General features: G+C 63.2%; 11 protein-coding genes. 3 read left to right on the top strand and 8 right to left on the bottom strand.

Annotation, left to right across the window (positions count from 1 at the left end):
• The first annotated feature begins 61 nt into the window (after positions 1 to 61).
• Positions 62 to 919, top strand: coding sequence for a deoxyribonuclease IV (gene nfo, locus ACL2XM_RS03650; RefSeq protein WP_413732382.1), 858 nt, complete (start codon positions 62 to 64; stop codon positions 917 to 919).
• Between the two features lie 74 nt (positions 920 to 993).
• Here nfo and narI read toward each other — a convergent pair whose 3' ends face one another.
• The 5 genes from narI to ACL2XM_RS03625 all read right to left on the bottom strand — a co-directional run bounded on the left by narI (position 994) and on the right by ACL2XM_RS03625 (position 9,282).
• Positions 994 to 1,671, bottom strand: a complete 678-nt coding sequence (gene narI, locus ACL2XM_RS03645; RefSeq protein WP_410014310.1) for a respiratory nitrate reductase subunit gamma — start codon at positions 1,669 to 1,671, stop codon at positions 994 to 996.
• 2 nt (positions 1,672 to 1,673) lie between these two features.
• Positions 1,674 to 2,459 (bottom strand): nitrate reductase molybdenum cofactor assembly chaperone, encoded by a 786-nt coding sequence (gene narJ, locus ACL2XM_RS03640; RefSeq protein ID WP_413727985.1) that lies wholly within the window; start codon positions 2,457 to 2,459, stop codon positions 1,674 to 1,676.
• Positions 2,452 to 3,993 (bottom strand): nitrate reductase subunit beta, encoded by a 1,542-nt coding sequence (gene narH, locus ACL2XM_RS03635; protein WP_410014308.1) that lies wholly within the window; start codon positions 3,991 to 3,993, stop codon positions 2,452 to 2,454. Before narH ends, narJ begins: the two co-directional genes overlap by 8 nt.
• The gene (locus ACL2XM_RS03630) at positions 3,990 to 7,772 is read right to left on the bottom strand and encodes a nitrate reductase subunit alpha (protein WP_413732380.1); all 3,783 of its coding nucleotides are present in this window, start codon (positions 7,770 to 7,772) and stop codon (positions 3,990 to 3,992) included. Before ACL2XM_RS03630 ends, narH begins: the two co-directional genes overlap by 4 nt.
• An 85-nt stretch (positions 7,773 to 7,857) precedes the next feature.
• Positions 7,858 to 9,282 carry a NarK family nitrate/nitrite MFS transporter gene (locus ACL2XM_RS03625; RefSeq protein WP_410014306.1) on the bottom strand — a complete coding sequence of 475 codons (1,425 nt, stop codon included), beginning with the start codon at positions 9,280 to 9,282 and terminating at the stop codon, positions 7,858 to 7,860.
• Between the two features lie 326 nt (positions 9,283 to 9,608).
• Between ACL2XM_RS03625 and narX the strand changes: the two genes are divergently transcribed.
• Together narX and narL are read left to right on the top strand one after the other, a co-directional pair.
• Positions 9,609 to 11,465 (top strand): nitrate/nitrite two-component system sensor histidine kinase NarX, encoded by a 1,857-nt coding sequence (narX, locus tag ACL2XM_RS03620; RefSeq protein ID WP_413733182.1) that lies wholly within the window; start codon positions 9,609 to 9,611, stop codon positions 11,463 to 11,465.
• A gap of 12 nt (positions 11,466 to 11,477) precedes the next feature.
• Positions 11,478 to 12,128, top strand: a complete 651-nt coding sequence (gene narL / locus ACL2XM_RS03615) for a two-component system response regulator NarL (RefSeq protein WP_413723280.1) — start codon at positions 11,478 to 11,480, stop codon at positions 12,126 to 12,128.
• An 85-nt stretch (positions 12,129 to 12,213) separates the two neighbouring features.
• Here narL and fruA read toward each other — a convergent pair whose 3' ends face one another.
• From fruA to fruB, 3 genes are read right to left on the bottom strand one after another with little or no spacing between them, the layout of a single operon-like run.
• Positions 12,214 to 13,911, bottom strand: a complete 1,698-nt coding sequence (gene fruA / locus ACL2XM_RS03610) for a PTS fructose transporter subunit IIBC (RefSeq protein ID WP_413723281.1) — start codon at positions 13,909 to 13,911, stop codon at positions 12,214 to 12,216.
• On the bottom strand, positions 13,908 to 14,864 hold the full coding sequence (fruK, locus tag ACL2XM_RS03605) for a 1-phosphofructokinase (RefSeq protein ID WP_162368505.1): 957 nt from the start codon (positions 14,862 to 14,864) through the stop codon (positions 13,908 to 13,910). Before fruK ends, fruA begins: the two co-directional genes overlap by 4 nt.
• Positions 14,861 to 15,994 carry a fused PTS fructose transporter subunit IIA/HPr protein gene (gene fruB, locus ACL2XM_RS03600; protein ID WP_410014303.1) on the bottom strand — a complete coding sequence of 378 codons (1,134 nt, stop codon included), beginning with the start codon at positions 15,992 to 15,994 and terminating at the stop codon, positions 14,861 to 14,863. The genes fruK and fruB overlap by 4 nt, the downstream gene beginning before the upstream one ends.
• Positions 15,995 to 16,097 lie beyond the last annotated feature (103 nt).

Here is a 16,097-nt window from a genome sequence, read left to right as displayed (position 1 = left end):
TTCCCTTTCGGGCGTTTTAGCGGCATTATCAGTGCGATAATAACGTCAAAAAGGAGAAGACATGAAGTATATAGGTGCCCATGTAAGCGCGGCGGGCGGCGCGGACCAGGCGGTTATCCGCGCCCACGAACTGGACGCGACGGCGTTTGCGTTATTTACCAAAAACCAGCGGCAATGGAAAGCGGCGGAACTGAGCGACGAGGATTGCGAAAAATTCCGCGCCGCCTGCGCGGAATATGATTTTTCTCCCGATCAGATCCTGCCCCACGACAGTTACCTGATTAACCTGGGACACCCGGTGGCGGACGCGCTGGAAAAATCCCGCGACGCCTTTATCGACGAACTGACCCGCTGCCAGCAGTTGGGGCTGACGCGGCTGAATTTCCATCCCGGCAGCCATTTACAGCAAATTGACGAGGAAACCTGCCTGGCGCGCATCGCCGAGTCGATTAACATCGCGCTGGAACGCACCCAGGGCGTGACGGCGGTGATCGAGAACACCGCCGGCCAGGGCAGTAACCTGGGGTTTCGCTTTGAACACCTGGCGGCGATTATCGACGGGGTAGAGGATAAAAGCCGCGTGGGCGTGTGCATCGATACCTGCCACGCCTTTGCCGCCGGCTACGATTTACGTACCGAGGATGCCTGCAGCCATACCTTTAGCCAGTTTGAGCATATCGTCGGCTTTTCCTACCTGCGCGGCATGCATCTAAACGACGCCAAAAGCGCGTTCAACAGCCGGGTGGATCGCCATCACAGCCTGGGGGAAGGCAATATCGGCAAAACCGCGTTCGAGTGGATCATGGCCGATCAGCGCTTTAGCGCTATCCCGATGATCCTGGAGACCGTTGAGCCGGCGATCTGGGCGCAGGAAATCGCCTGGCTGAAATCCCTGGACCCGGATCGGCGCGAAGCCTAACGGTCCCGGCCGGCGATCGGCAATGCGCGGCGCCGGACCGCACAAGCCCGGGCGCCGGCACCGGCGAAGTTGCGTTAGCGCCGGTTGCGCACCACCTGGTAGCGCCGCGTCAGGTATTCCACCGGCGCGCTCCAGATATGCACCAGCCGGCAGAACGGAAACAGCACGAACAGCGTCATGCCGAGGATCATATGCAGCCGGTAGATAACCGCCACGCCCTCAAGGTGCGCCGACGCGCCGGGGTGGAAAGTGACCACCGCCTGCGCCCAGCCCACCAGCTTCATCATCTCCGCGCCGTCCATATGCCTGCCGGATACCGGAATGGTGAGCAGCCCGAGGATCACCTGGACCACCAGCAGGGTCAGGATCAGGATATCCCCGACGCTCGAGGTGGCGCGGATGCGCGGATTAAGCAACCGGCGTTTTAATAGCAGGCCCCCGCCCACCAGGGTCAGGATGCCGCAAACGCCCCCCGCCCCCATCGCCATTTTCTGCTTTAGCGCTACGGACAAAAACGGCTCATAGACCCAGTGCGGCGTCAGCAGGCCGAACAGATGACCGAAAAAAATACCCAGGATGCCGATATGGAACAGATTGGACGCCAGGCGCATCCCTTTTTTATCCAGCATCTGGCTGGAGCCGGCGCGCCAGCTGTACTGGCCATAATCGTAGCGCAGCCAGCTGCCGGCCAGGAAGATGGTGCCGGCTACATAGGGATAGATATCAAAAAAGAACAGATTGAGAAACGACATGGCTAGTCTCCTTTCTTATCGGTGGCGCGCCGGGGCGCGTCAACCGCGGCGCCGCTGTGCGCGCGGCCGCGGGCCGGGCCGGGAGCGGCGCTGAAATCACTGCTCAGGTACTGTGGGATCACCGCGCCGGCAAACCGGCGCTGATGGCGGACCTGTTCGCCGGAGGCGCAGTCCGGCGGGGCGAGGAATTTGACCTGTTCCTCCTCCCAGACCGCGTCCAGCGCCGCCGGGGTATCGTCCCGCGCCTCAAGGGCGACGTTGTTATCCAGGCTGGCGCCGCGCAACTCGCTGCCGGAGATCGCCAGCAGCATGTCGAACAGCAGGGCATAATGGTTAGACCGCGCCCGCAGCCGGGCGCCGAGCAGCGCCAGGATGGGCGCGATATCCGCCAGACCCTCGCGGCCCGCCGCCTGGTCGCGGCTGGAGAGATATTCCAGATAGAGCGGCAGGAAATCAGGCAGTTCGCGGCTGTCCAGCGCCAGGCCGGCCGCCCGGTACTGCGCCAGCAAATCCACCATCGCCTGGCCGCGATCGCGCGATTCGCCGTGCACATGCTCGAAGAGCAGCAGCGAGGTGGCGCGGCCGCGATCGAACAGGCCGCAGTAAGCCTCCTGCGCGTCGAGCAGCGGTTGGGCGCAAAAATCGCCGATAAACCCGATCAGGCGGGCCGCCTGCCGCAGGGTTAATTCCCCGGCGCCGCCCAACGCCGCGATCAGTTCCTCCCGCGCGGCCCAAAGGGGCTCGTCCGGATAATCCAATAAACGTCCGATAATCTTCAGGCTAATCATGGGGGGTGCCACCGGTTTTTACGCTGACGTCAATGGCGTCGATGCGCTTGCTGTTAAACAGATTAAAACGGGTATTGCTGCCGTGGCAGCCGTCGCCGAAGCTGAAACCGCAGCCCTTGCTTTCCGGGAACGCGTCGCGGGCCAGCTCGCGGTGGCTAGAGGGGATGACAAAGCGGTCCTCATAGTTGGCGATGGCCAGGTAGCGGTACATTTCCCGCGCCTGGGCCTCGGACAGGCCGACCTGCTCCAGCGCGCTGGTGTCCACCCGGCCCTCCACCGTTTCGGCGCGCTTATAGTGGCGCATCGCCAGCAGGCGGCGCAGCGCCAGCAGCACCGGAGCGGTATCGCCGGCGGTGAGCAGGTTGGCCAGGTACTGCACCGGGATGCGCAGGCTTTCCACGTCCGGCAGCACGCCGCTGTGCGGTAAGGCGCCCGCGTCGTCGGCGGACTGGATGGGCGACAGCGGCGGCACGTACCAGACCATCGGCAGCGTGCGGTATTCCGGATGCAGCGGCAGCGCCAGCTTCCAGTCTATGGCCAGCTTATAGACCGGTGATTTCTGCGCCGCCTCGATCACCCCCTGGGGAATACCGTCCGCCAACGCCTGCGCCACCACCGCCGGATCCTGCGGGTCGAGGAAGATATCCAGCTGGCTTTGGTAGAGATCCCGCTCCTGCCCGGCGGCGGCGGCCTGTTCTATCCGATCGGCGTCGTACAGCAGCACGCCCAGGTAGCGGATGCGCCCGACGCAGGTCTCCGAGCAGACGGTCGGCTGGCCGGCCTCGATGCGCGGATAGCAGAAAATGCATTTTTCCGACTTGCCGCTTTTCCAGTTGAAGTAGATTTTTTTATAGGGACAGCCGGTCAGGCACATGCGCCAGCCCCGGCAGCGCTCCTGGTCGATAAGCACGATACCGTCCTCTTCGCGCTTGTAGATGGCCCCGCTCGGGCAGGTGGCCACGCAGGCCGGGTTCAGGCAATGCTCGCACAGGCGCGGCAGGTACATCATAAAGGTGTGTTCAAACTGGCCGTACATGGCCGTTTGCATATGCTCGAAGTTTTTGTCCCTGGCGCGATGCTCGAATTCGCCGCCGAGGATTTCCTCCCAATTGGGGCCGCCGGTGATTTTTTTCATCCGCCGCCCGGTAATCAGCGAACGGGGACGGGCGACGGGCTGATGCTTGCCCGCCGCCGCGGTGTGCAGATGCTGGTAGTCGTAATCAAAGGGCTCATAATAATCGTCGATTTCCGGCGCGTGGGGATTGGCGAAAATGTTCGCCAATATGCCCACCCTGCCGCCCATGCGCGGCTGCAGCCTGCCGTTGATCTTACGGATCCAGCCGCCCCGCCATTTATCCTGGTCCTCCCAGGCGTGGGGGTAACCTATGCCCGGTTTGCTTTCGACGTTATTGAACCAGGCGTATTCCATGCCTTCGCGGCTGGTCCAGACGTTTTTGCAGGTCACTGAGCAGGTGTGGCAGCCGATACATTTGTCGAGGTTCAGCACCATGCCGACCTGGGAACGGATTTTCATTGTGCTTTCTCCTGCGGGCGGTGGGTGCCGGCGAGCGCATTGCCCTGCGCATCATCGTTATGTTCGTCGTCCAGCCAGTCGATACGGTCCATTTTGCGCACCACCACGAACTCGTCGCGGTTGGAGCCGACGGTGCCGTAATAATTAAAGCCGTAGGCCAGCTGGGCATAACCGCCAATCATATGGGTGGGCTTGGGACAGACCCGCGTAACGGAGTTATGGATACCGCCGCGCTGGCCGGTGATTTCCGAGCCGGGAATATTCACGATGCGCTCCTGGGCGTGGTACATCATGGTCATGCCCGCCGGCACGCGCTGGCTGACCACCGCGCGGGCAATCAGCGCCCCGTTGGCGTTGAACGCCTCGATCCAGTCGTTATCGATGATGCCCAGCTCGCGGGCGTCGTCTTCGCTCAGCCAGACAATCGGCCCGCCGCGCGACAGGGTCAGCATCAGCAGGTTGTCGCTGAAGGTGGAGTGAATGCCCCATTTCTGGTGCGGCGTGAGGAAGTTCAGCGCTTTTTCCGGGTTGCCGTTGGGCTTGGCGTTAAGCAGCGGCGCCGCGGCGCGGGTATCAATGGGCGGGCGGTACACCAGCAGGCTTTCGCCAAAGGCGCGCATCCATTCATGATCCTGGTACAGCTGCTGGCGGCCGGAGAGCGTGCGCCAGGGGATAAGCTCATGCACATTGGTATAACCGGCGCTGTAGGAGACATGCTCATCCTCCAGCCCGGACCAGGTGGGGCTGCTGATAATCTTGCGCGGCTGGGCCTGCACGTCGCGAAAACGGATTTTCTCGTCTTCCTTGTTCAGCGCCAGATGACGGTGATCGCGCCCGGTCATGACGCCCAGCGCCGCCCAGGCTTTTACCGCCACCTGGCCGTTGGTCTCCGGCGCCAGCGATAAAATCACCTCGGCGGCGTCGATGGCGGTATTGATATTGGGACGGCCGGCGGCGGCCCCCGTGGTTTTGGTCAGGTTGAGTTTTTTCAGGAAATCAATTTCCACCTGGGTGTTCCAGCCGATGCCTTTACCGCCGTTGCCAAGCTTGTCCAGCAACGGTCCAAGGGAGGTAAAACGCTCATAGGTATTCGGGTAATCCCGTTCCACCACCATGATATGCGGCGCGGTTTTGCCGGGGATCAGCTCGCATTCCCCTTTTTTCCAGTCCTCCACGCCCAGCGGCTGGGCCAGTTCGGCGGCGGAATCGTGCTGGATAGGCAGGGTCACCACGTCGGTCTCCAGGCCCAGGTGCCCCTGGCAGACGCGCGAAAACGCCGCGGCGATGCCTTTATAGATCTCCCAGTCGCTTTTCGAATCCCAGGCCGGGTCCACCGCCGCCGACAGCGGATGGATAAAGGGATGCATATCGGACGTATTCAGATCGTCTTTTTCATACCAGGTGGCGGTGGGCAGCACGATATCGGAATACAGGCAGGTGCTGGACATGCGGAAATCCAGGGTCACCACCAGATCCAGTTTGCCTTCGCCGCCCTGCTCCCGCCATTCCACTTCTTCCGGCATAACGCCGCCCTGGCGCCCCAGATCCTCGCCCTGGATGCCGTTTTCGGTGCCCAGCAGGTATTTGAGCATATATTCATGGCCCTTGCCCGACGAGCCGAGCAGGTTGGAGCGCCAGACGAACAGGTTGCGCGGGAAATTCTGCGGCGCGTCGGGCTGCTCGGCGGCAAAACGCAGCGCCCCGCTTTTCAGGCCGGCCACGGTATAGTCCACCGGCGACAGGCCGGCATCCCGCGCTTTGGCGGCGATATGCAGCGGATTGACGTTCAGCTGCGGCGCGGAAGGCAGCCAGCCCATGCGCTCGGCGCGCACGTTAAAGTCGATCAGGCTGCCGGTAAAGCGCGCGGGGTCCGCCAGCGGCGACAGCAGTTCCTGCGGCGCCAGGGTTTCATAGCGCCATTGGCTGGAGTGATTATAGAAAAACGAGGTGCTGTTCATATGGCGCGGTGGACGCTGCCAGTCCAGGCCGAACGCCAGCGGCAGCCAGCCGGTCTGCGGCCGCAGCTTTTCCTGACCGACGTAGTGCGCCCAGCCGCCGCCGCTCTGGCCCACGCAGCCGCAGAACACCAGCATATTGATCAGGCCCCGGTAGCTCATGTCCATGTGATACCAGTGATTCAGCCCGGCGCCGACGATAATCATCGAACGGCCGTGGGTTTTATCGGCGTTATCGGCGAATTCGCGCGCGATGCGGGCGATATTGTGCCGCGACACGCCGGTGATCTTCTCCGCCCAGGCCGGGGTATAGGCTTTGATATCGTCGTAATCGCGCGCGCAGTTGTCGTCGCCCAGTCCGCGATCGAGGCCGTAGTTGGCCAGCATTAAATCGTAGATGCTGGTCACCAGCGCCTCGCCGCCGCCGGCAAGCGTAAGGCGCTTGACCGGCAGTTTATGCAACAGGATATCGTTGAGCGGCACCGGGCTGAAATGCTCGCTGGGCGTGCCGCCAAAGTACGGGAACCCCACCTCCACCACCTGGTCGTGGCGGCCCAGCAGGCTGAGCTGTAATTTCACCTCCTGCCCGCTGCCGCCGTCGCGCTGCTCCAGGTTCCATTTGCCCTGCTCGCCCCAGCGAAAGCCGATCGCCCCCTGCGGCGCCGTCAGCCCGCCGGTGTTTTCATCAATGGCCACGGTCTTCCACTGCGGGTTATTGTCCTGCCCCAGGCCGTCCACCAAATCGGCGGCGCGCAGCAGGCGGCCGGCGGCGTAAAATCCCTGGGGCCGGGGTTCGAGCAGCACCAGCATCGGCAGGTCGCTGTAGCGCCTGACATAATCGAGGAAATAGCTGCTTTGCCGCTGCAGGTAAAACTCGCGCAAAATCACATGGCCCATCGCCAGCGCCATGGCGCTGTCGGTGCCCTGTTTCGGGCTGAGCCATTGGTCGCACAGCTTGGCGATTTCGGCGTAATCGGGCGTCACCGCCACGGTCTTGGTGCCTTTATAGCGGGCCTCGGTAAAAAAGTGGGCGTCCGGGGTGCGTGTTTGCGGCACGTTGGAGCCCCAGGCGATGATATACGATGAGTTATACCAGTCGGCGGATTCCGGCACGTCGGTTTGCTCGCCCCAGGTCATCGGCGAGGCTGGCGGCAGATCGCAATACCAGTCGTAGAAACTCAGGCAGACGCCGCCTATCAGGGAAAGATAGCGCGCGCCGGCGGCATAGGAAATCATCGACATGGCCGGGATCGGCGAAAAACCGATAATGCGATCCGGGCCATAGGTCTTGGCGGTATAGACATTGGCGGCGGCGATCAGCTCATTCACCTCGGCCCAGCTGGAGCGGATAAAGCCGCCGCGTCCGCGCGCCTGCTTATAGGCCCGGGTGGCCGCCGCGTCGCTCATGATGGCGGCCCAGGCGTCCACGGGATCGGCGTGCCGCGCGCGGGCTTCGCGCCAAAGGGTGAGCAGCAGCTTGCGCATCAGCGGATACTTCAGCCGGTTGGCGCTGTAGAGGTACCAGGAATAGCTTGCTCCCCGGGGACAGCCGCGCGGCTCATGGTTCGGCAGGTCCGGGCGGGTGCGCGGATAATCGGTCTGCTGGGTTTCCCAGGTGACCAGCCCGCTTTTGACATAAATTTTCCAGCTGCATGAACCGGTGCAGTTTACCCCATGGGTGGAGCGCACGATCTTGTCATGCTGCCAGCGGCTGCGGTAGCCTTCCTCCCAGTCGCGATTGGTGTTCATCGCCTGGCCGTGCCCGTCGGCAAAGGTCTGGTCCAGCTGTTTGAAATAACGGAACCGGTCGAGAAAATGGCTCATCGGATGTTCTCCTGCAAGACAGGTCCCGTGGACCTGCGGTCAAAATACGAGCCCGGACGCCGCGCAATCGCCGGCGCCCAGGTCCTCAGCGTGGTTTTTTGGTCGCCATGCCGCGATGGAGGTTGCGGCCGTAAACCAGCCACGTGACCAGCACGCACACCACATAAAACGCCAGGAATACTTTCATCGCGCCGGCCGGCGAACCGGTCAGGGCCAGCGAGGTGCCGAAAGCCTGGGGAATAAAAAATCCCCCCGCCGCGCCGATGGCGGAGATAAAGCCCAGCGAGGCGGCGGATTCCGTGGCCGCTTCGCGCTGCGCCTCGTCGTCGCTGCCGCCCCGCGCCTTGACCCGGTCCAGGGTAAGCTTGCGCAGGATCACCGCGATCATCTGGAAGGTGGAGCCGCTGCCGAGCCCCGCCGTCAGAAACAGCAGCATAAATACGGTGAAAAAAGCGGCGAACGAGCCGTCCTGTCCATTGGACGGCAGGGTCAGGAACAGCAGAGCGGCAAACAGGGCCATCAGCACAAAGTTGACCAGGGTCACGCGGATGCCGCCCAGCCGATCGGACAGCGCTCCGCCGGCCGAACGCGCCAGCGCGCCGATCAGCGGACCAAAAAAGGCGTAATGCAGGATCTGCACCGCGGGAAACTGGGTCTTCGACAGCATGGCGAAACCGGCGGAAAAGCCGATAAACGAACCGAAGGTCGCCAGGTAGAGAAAACTCAGGACCCACATATGGCCGCGCTTGAGCACCACCATTTGCTTACTCAGGGACGCCTTGGCGGTAGCCAGATCGTTCATGCCGAACCAGGCCGCCACGGCGGCAATCAGCAGCAGCGGCACCCACATCCAGGCGGCGTTTTCCAGAAATAGCCGGCTGCCGTCCGCCAGCACCCGCCCGGTGCCGCCAAAGACGGCGAACAGCGACGTGGAGATGACCAGCGGCGCGACCAGTTGCATCACGCTGACGCCCAGGTTGCCCATGCCGCCGTTCAACCCCAGCGCCCCGCCCTGGCGGGCCTTGGGGAAAAAGAAGCTGATATTGGCCATGCTGGAGGCGAAGTTGGCGCCGGCAAAGCCGCACAGCAGGGCGATGGCGATAAATACGCCGTAGGGCGTCAGCGGGTCCTGTACCGCCACGCCCAGCCACAGGCAGGGGATCACCAGAAACAGCGTGCTGATGGCCGTCCAGCGCCGCCCGCCCGCCAAAGGCACCATAAAGGAGTAGGGCACCCGCAGAATGGCGCCCGACACCGCCGGCAGCGCGGTAAGCAGAAACAGCCGATCGGTGGAAAAATTAAATCCCACTTTATTCAGGTTGACCGCCACGGCGCTGAACAGCATCCAGACGCAAAACGACAGCAGCAGGCAATAAATGGAGATCCAGAGATTGCGGCGGGCCACCGGCTGGCCGCGGGTGCGCCAGAACTCGGGCTGTTCCGGCTGCCAATCCTCGATTACGGCGCCCCGGCGGCGTGGTGCGGCGTCTGAACGGGAAAGTAGAGTCATAAAGTCCTCGGGCATGTAGGGGGATTCGTTGTGATATCCGCCACCCTAGGCAAGGCGGGGACGGGCGAACTTGATGCAAATCAAGGGATAACCCGTTAGCCGGCGCGGCGTCCGGCCGGTCCTATCATTTGTAAGTAGTGCTTTTTTTCCGGCAAGGCCCTATGATTCATCAGGTTATGGCCCGGCCACGAAGAGAGGGGTAACCCCCGCCCCGCTCACGGCTATTTGTGGGTACTCCTAAAGGGGTATAGGGTTAACGCCGGGGATCGGGAACAATGGCCCCATCCGCCGCTCGCCTGCGCTTGACCTGGGAACGCTGCCTTATGATCAAAGCTCTTTTCGCGCCGTTATCCATCGTCCAGCAGGTGGCGCTGCTGATGCTGCTGTCGGGCATATTGGGCATCGGCGGCATGAGCCTGTCGTTATGGATGGCGCAAAGCATGCAAGGCAACGCCCATGCCATCAATAAGGCCGGCTCGCTGCGCATGCAAAGCTACCGGCTGTTGTCGCGCGTGCCGCTGGATCAAAGCAGCGACCCCTTGCTCGCCGAACTGGAACGGGACCAGTTAAGCGACGATCTGCGCCAGCCGGTGAAGCGCGAAGGCCTGACCCCGCAGTACCTGGATTTGCGCGACCATTGGCACGGCACGCTTAAGCCGCTGCTGCTGCGGGCGCAGCGCCCCGCGGACGCCGCCCGGGGCGTTGCGGAGTTCGTGCGCCGGCTGGATGCGCTGGTGTCGGATCTCGATCGCAATACCGAGCGCCGGCTGGCGCTGGTGGCCCTGGTGCAGAAAATCATCATCGCCCTGACCCTGCTGGTGCTGACCGGCACCATCCTTTACCTGCGCCGCCGGCTGCTGCGTCCCTGGCGGCACCTGCTCAACCAGGCCAGAGCGGTAAGCCGCGGCGATTTTAGCCAGCGCTATCCGCTACCGGCCGGCGCTGAACCGGGCGGATATCATGAAATGGATCAGCTGGGCTTTACCCTGAACAGTATGTCGCAGTCGCTGTCGCAGATGTATACCGAGCTGGAGCAGCGGATCGCGAACAGCACCGCCGATTTGCGGCAAAAAAACCGCGTGCTGGATTTTCTCTATCGCGCCAGCCGGCAATTGCATACCGGCGCGCCTTTGCCCGGCCGCCTGCGACCGGTGCTGGAGGAATTGCAGACCCTGATCCCCTTGCGGGAAATCCAGATCCGGCTCTATGAAAACGATCGCGATCCCGGACTGGACGGCGTCCAGGCAGACGGCGAGGCGGCTTCGCCGGATGCCGGGGCGATCGCGATACAGGGCGGGATGGCCGACACCGCGGGCGGAACCGTGCCTGACGATACGGCGCGGATTGCCGCCCTGCCGCCGGCGCATGACCTAGTTGAAACCGGAACGGAGCAGCTCAGCTGGCGCCTGCACGATAAATTAGGTCAATACGGCGTGATGCTGGCGCAGTATCCGCCGCGCCATAGGCTGGATGATACGCAGCGCCGGCTGGTGGCCACGCTGGTCGAACAGCTGACCAGCACCCTGGCGCTGGAACGCCAGGCCGAGCATCAGCAGCAGCTGATGCTGATGGCCGAGCGCACGGCCATTGCCGGCGAACTGCACGACAGCATCGCCCAGTCGCTCTCCTGCCTGAAGCTGCAAATAGGCGTCCTGCAAATGCAAAATACGCACGCCGCGCCTGAAAATCAGTTGCTGATGCAGCAAATGCGCGACGAGCTTAATACCGCCTACCGCCAGCTGCGCGAGCTGCTGACCACCTTTCGCCTGCGCCAGACGGAGCCGGGCCTGCGCGCGGCGCTGCAAACCACGGTGGAGGAATTTTCGGCGCGGCTGGGGTTCGCCGTTGAGTTCATCTATCGGCTGCCGGCGCAAGCCGTCTCGTCCCATCAGGCCATCCACCTGACGCAGATCGCGCGCGAAGCGTTAACCAATATCGTCAAACACGCCGGCGCCAGCCGGGTGACGCTTACCGCCGACCTGGAGGCGGATGCGCTGGTGCTCAGCATCCGTGACAACGGCCGCGGCCTGCCGGAGGAACATCAGCGCCAGCATCATTACGGCGTGGTTATCATGCAGGATCGCGCCAGGAACCTGCACGGCGACTGCCGGGTGGCGAATCTCCCCGGCGGCGGCGCCGAAGTACGGGTAACCGTGCCGCGGCAACCGGCATCATCCTATTAACAGGAACAGACCATGAGCGAATCCGACGTCGCCACGATTTTATTGATTGACGATCACCCGATGCTGCGCAGCGGCGTGCGGGCGCTTATCGGCATGGACCCCGGCCTGAAAGTGGTTGCCGAAGCCGCCAACGGCGAGCAGGGGGTGCTGTTGGCCGAAACGCTGGATCCGGATTTGATCCTGCTCGATTTAAAGATGCCGGGCATGAGCGGGCTGGATACGCTGGACTGCCTGCGCCGGCTGCCCCTTTCCGGGCGCATCGTCGTATTCAGCGTCTCGAACCATCAGGACGATGTGATTACCGCCCTGAAACGCGGCGCCGATGGTTACCTGCTGAAAGATATGGAGCCGGAAGATCTGCTGGCGGCCATCCGCCAGGCCGCGGCGGGCAGGATGGTATTAAGCGAGGCGCTGATGCCGGTGCTGGCGGCCGGCCTGCGCGATGACCGTCCCGGCGGCGCGCGGGATAGCGGGCAGTTGACGCCGCGCGAGCGCGATATCCTGAAGCTTATCGCCCACGGCCTGCCGAATAAAACCATCGCCCGCAGGCTCGATATCAGTGAAAGTACCGTGAAGGTACATGTGAAACATCTGCTGAAAAAAATGGGGTTGAAGTCACGGGTGGAGGCGGCGGTATGGGCGCTGCAAAGCAAGGTGTTCTGACGTGGCATTATAAAAAACGCCCCGCGCGGGGCGTAAAAGAAGCATCGGCGCCCCGGAGCATTGAGCCCCGGGATGCCGGGCCGGCTTAGGCCAGCGCTTTCGCCAGTTCGGCGTCCGGACGTTTCAGTACCGAGTACATCACGCCCAGCAACAGGGTGCCCGCCGCGATGGCGACCAGGTAACTGAGCACCGGCGTAATGGCGCCCGGGATCAGCAGCACAAACATACCGCCGTGCGGCGCCATCAGCTTGGCGCCGAAGAACATCGACAGCGCGCCGGTGACGGCGCCGGAGATCATGGCAAGCGGGATCACCCGGAACGGATCGCGCGCGGCGAAGGGTATCGCGCCTTCGGAGATAAAGCACAGCCCGAGCACAAACGCGGCCTTGCCGGCCTCCCGTTCCGGTTTATCGAACTTATTGCGCGCCAGCAGGGTGGCGACCGCGATGCCCAGCGGCGGCACCATGCCGGCGGCCATAATCGCCGCCATCGGCGCATAGGTTTGCGTACTGAGCAAGGCGACGCCAAAGGCATAGGCGGCTTTGTTGATCGGCCCGCCCATATCGCTGCACATCATGGCGCCGAGGATGGCGCCCAGCAGTACGGCGTTGGCGGTGCCCATCGACTGCAGCCAGTTGGTCAGGCCGGTCAGGATCCTGGCCACCGGCGTGCCCACCACATAGATCATCACCAGACCGGTCACCAGGCTGGCGATTAACGGTATGATCAGTATCGGTTTCAGCGCCGCCATGCTTTGTGGCAAAGGCAATTTGGTGCTGATAAGCCTGGCCACGTAGCCGGCCAGAAAACCGGCGATAATACCGCCGATAAATCCGGCGCCGGTGCTGACCGCCAGCATACCGCCCACCAGGCCCGGCGTCAGGCCCGGACGGTCGGCGATGGAGAAGGCGATAAAGCCCGCCAGCACCGGTACCATCAGGGCGAACGCCGATTTACCGCCGATGGTCATCAGCGCCGAAGCCAGGGTTCCCGGCTGTTCAAAGGCATGGATGCCGAAAACAAAGGATAACGCGATGCACAGGCCGCCGGCCACCACCATCGGCAGCATATAGGAAACACCGGTCAGCAGATGGCGATACGGACCGGGAGAGGCTTTTTTGGTCTCGCCGGATTCAGTATTGCCGCCCTGCGCGGACGGCTGGTACACCTTGGCCTCCACCACCGCCTTATCCAGTTCCTGGGCGGTTTTTTTCAGCGCCAGGCCGGTACTGGTGCGATACATCGGTTTGCCGGCGAACTTGCTCAGATCCACCTCTATATCGGCGGCCACGATCACCAGGTCCGCCTGCTGCACTTCCTCGGCGGTGATGGCATTACCCGCCCCCACCGAGCCGCGGGTCTCCACCTTCACCCACCAACCGCGTTTTTTGGCTTCGCCATCGATGGCTTCCGCCGCCATATAGGTGTGCGCCACGCCGGTCGGGCAGGCGGTGATGGCCACCAGCCGTTTGGGTCCGGTGGCGGCAAGCGCCGCCGCGGGCGTGGTTTCCGCCGGCGCCTGGTACAGGCTGGCCTCGGTCTTGGCGCGGGCGAGGAAAGCTTCCGGCTGGCTGGCCGCCTGGGACGGTTCGCCGGTAAACACCCGCTTGCCGTTCAGGGCGGCATCGGGGGTAAGGCCGCCCACCGCCACCACCAGTTCGGCGTCGGCGGCGGAGTCAACCAGGGTCAAACCCGCTTTCGGCGCGGCATCGACCAATATTTTTTTCACCAGGTGGCATCGTGCCTGCCCCAGCGAGCTGTCTATTTTCAGCAGCGTTTTCATTGTGCCTCCAACTGGTCATTAAACGGTTTTAAATCCACTCGGGCCATCATGGCGGCCAGCTGCGGCCGATCGGTGATGCCGACATTGCTTTGACTGACCGCCAAAGCCGCCACGGCGGTCGCCAGGCGTAACGTATGTTCACTGGACTCGCGCATCAGCAGGCCATAGATCAGGCCGCCGACCATGGAATCGCCGGCGCCGACGGTGCTGACCACTTCACAGGCCGGCGGCTTGGCCAGCCAGGCGCCCGAGGCGTTGACCCACAGCGCGCCTTCGGCGCCCAGTGAAATCACCACATGGGCGATGCCCTGCTCGCGCAGCGCATGGGCGGCCACCACCACGTCGGCCAGGGTAGGCAGCTTGCGGCCGGCCCAGATTTCCAACTCGCGCCGGTTGGGCTTGACCAGCCAGGGCGCGGCTTTCAGCCCGGCCACCAGCGCTTCGCGGCTGCTGTCGAAAATAATGCAGGGGCAGTGGCTGCGCAGCTTGATCATCCATTCGGTAAAGGCTTCCGGCGGCACGCCCGCCGGCAGGCTGCCGCTGACCGCCACCATATCGAACTGGCCCAGCCAGGTCAGCGAATCGTTGACAAAGCGTTCCCAGTCCTGCGGCGTGACGTTAAATCCGGAAAAATTGAAATCGGTCACGTCTCCCTGCTTCTCGGTCAGCTTGACGTTGATGCGGGTACGCCCCTGCACGACCTGGAAACGGTTGGCAATGCCCAGATCGCTGAACAGCAGTTGGAAACCGTCCTGGTTTTCCTTGCCGAGAAAGCCGCCGACGGTGACGTCGATGCCAAGATCCTTCAACACCTTGGCGACGTTTATCCCTTTTCCCGCCGCGTGCAGTCCGGTCGTTTGCACCAGGTTAACCTCCCCGCGTTCAATTTCGGGGCAATAGCCGACCAGGTCGTAAGCCGGGTTCAGCGTAATGGTGGCGACGCGTCTGCTCATGCCGCGCCCTCCCCGAGTCCCGCGGCAATCGCCGCGCCGATGGCTTGCAGCGCCTGTTCGGCGTCGGCGCCTTCAGCGGTGAAACGCAGGCGATGGCCGCTCTTCACGCCCAGGGCCACCACTTTCATCAGGCTGCGTCCATTGGCCGGTTTGCCGGACCCGTCCAGGTTGGTGACGGTAATGACGCTGTCGAACTGTTTGATCACGTTCACCAGGGCGGTGCCGGGGCGGGCGTGCAGGCCATGCTCATTACGCACCACGAATTCCGCGCTTAATACCCCATCCGTCGCCGCGGCTTCGCCGCTGAGCAGGGCCAGCAGGGCGGGAGCGTCGGCGGTCAGCAGGCGGCTCGCCTCGCCGGCCAGCAGCAGGTCGCCGATGACGTTCAGCACGTCAAGCGGCCGATCGTCTGCCATGGCGACGGTAATCAGCAGCGCCACGCTTTCACCGTCCTCGACAAACGCCGTCGCCGGGCGACTGATCGCCACGGCGCTGGCCAGATTGCCGCGCGTGCTGTCGTTCAGCCAGACGCCCTGCCCCAGGTTCAGCGGGCGGCCGCTGATGATATCGCTGACGAACGCGACGTCCACCGCGCCCGCCAGCTGCAGGCGGCCGGCATTGAGCGCCTTGAGGGTGACCATGTCGCCGGCGGGGACGCCCAGGGCCATCAGGGAGATATCGAACAGGAACGGCGCCGGCTGCTTTTCACCCGTCAGCGCGGCGCGCAGTTCTTCGGCCGACGTGGTGCTCGCCAGGCGCGCCGCCACGGCATCGTCGCTTAAGACATGGGTAAGCTGGCGCAGCAGCGCGAGATGCTCGTCGGAGCGCGCGGCGATGCCGATCACCACATAAGCCGTCTGGCCCTCGCCCCAGTCAATCCCCTGCGGAAACTGAAATACCTGCACGCCGGTGTTCAGCACCAGGTCGCGGGTATCCGTGGTACCGTGCGGGATGGCGATGCCGTTGCCTAAAAAAGTGGACGTCTGCTGCTCGCGCTTCATCATGCCGTCCACATACCCGGCGTCGACATAACCTGCCTGCGTCATGGCCGCGGCGATCTGGGCGATGGCCTCCGTCTTGCTCTGCGCCTGGGCGCCGAGATGAATATCTTTTAATGACAAATCAAACATATCTCTCCTCGCTTGCTGATATTGCTAATATTGAATCGATTCAGCTTCGATACGCACCAACAGCGGGATGGTCCGGGGCATCGCCTGTCTAATCACGCTGAAA

Origin of the sequence: Sodalis sp. RH20 (genome assembly GCF_047324205.1) — a bacterium.
Taxonomy (GTDB): Bacteria; Pseudomonadota; Gammaproteobacteria; order Enterobacterales; family Enterobacteriaceae; genus Acerihabitans.
The sequence above is the reverse complement of the archived record's forward strand: the minus strand, read 5'-3'. Positions and strand labels throughout refer to the sequence as shown.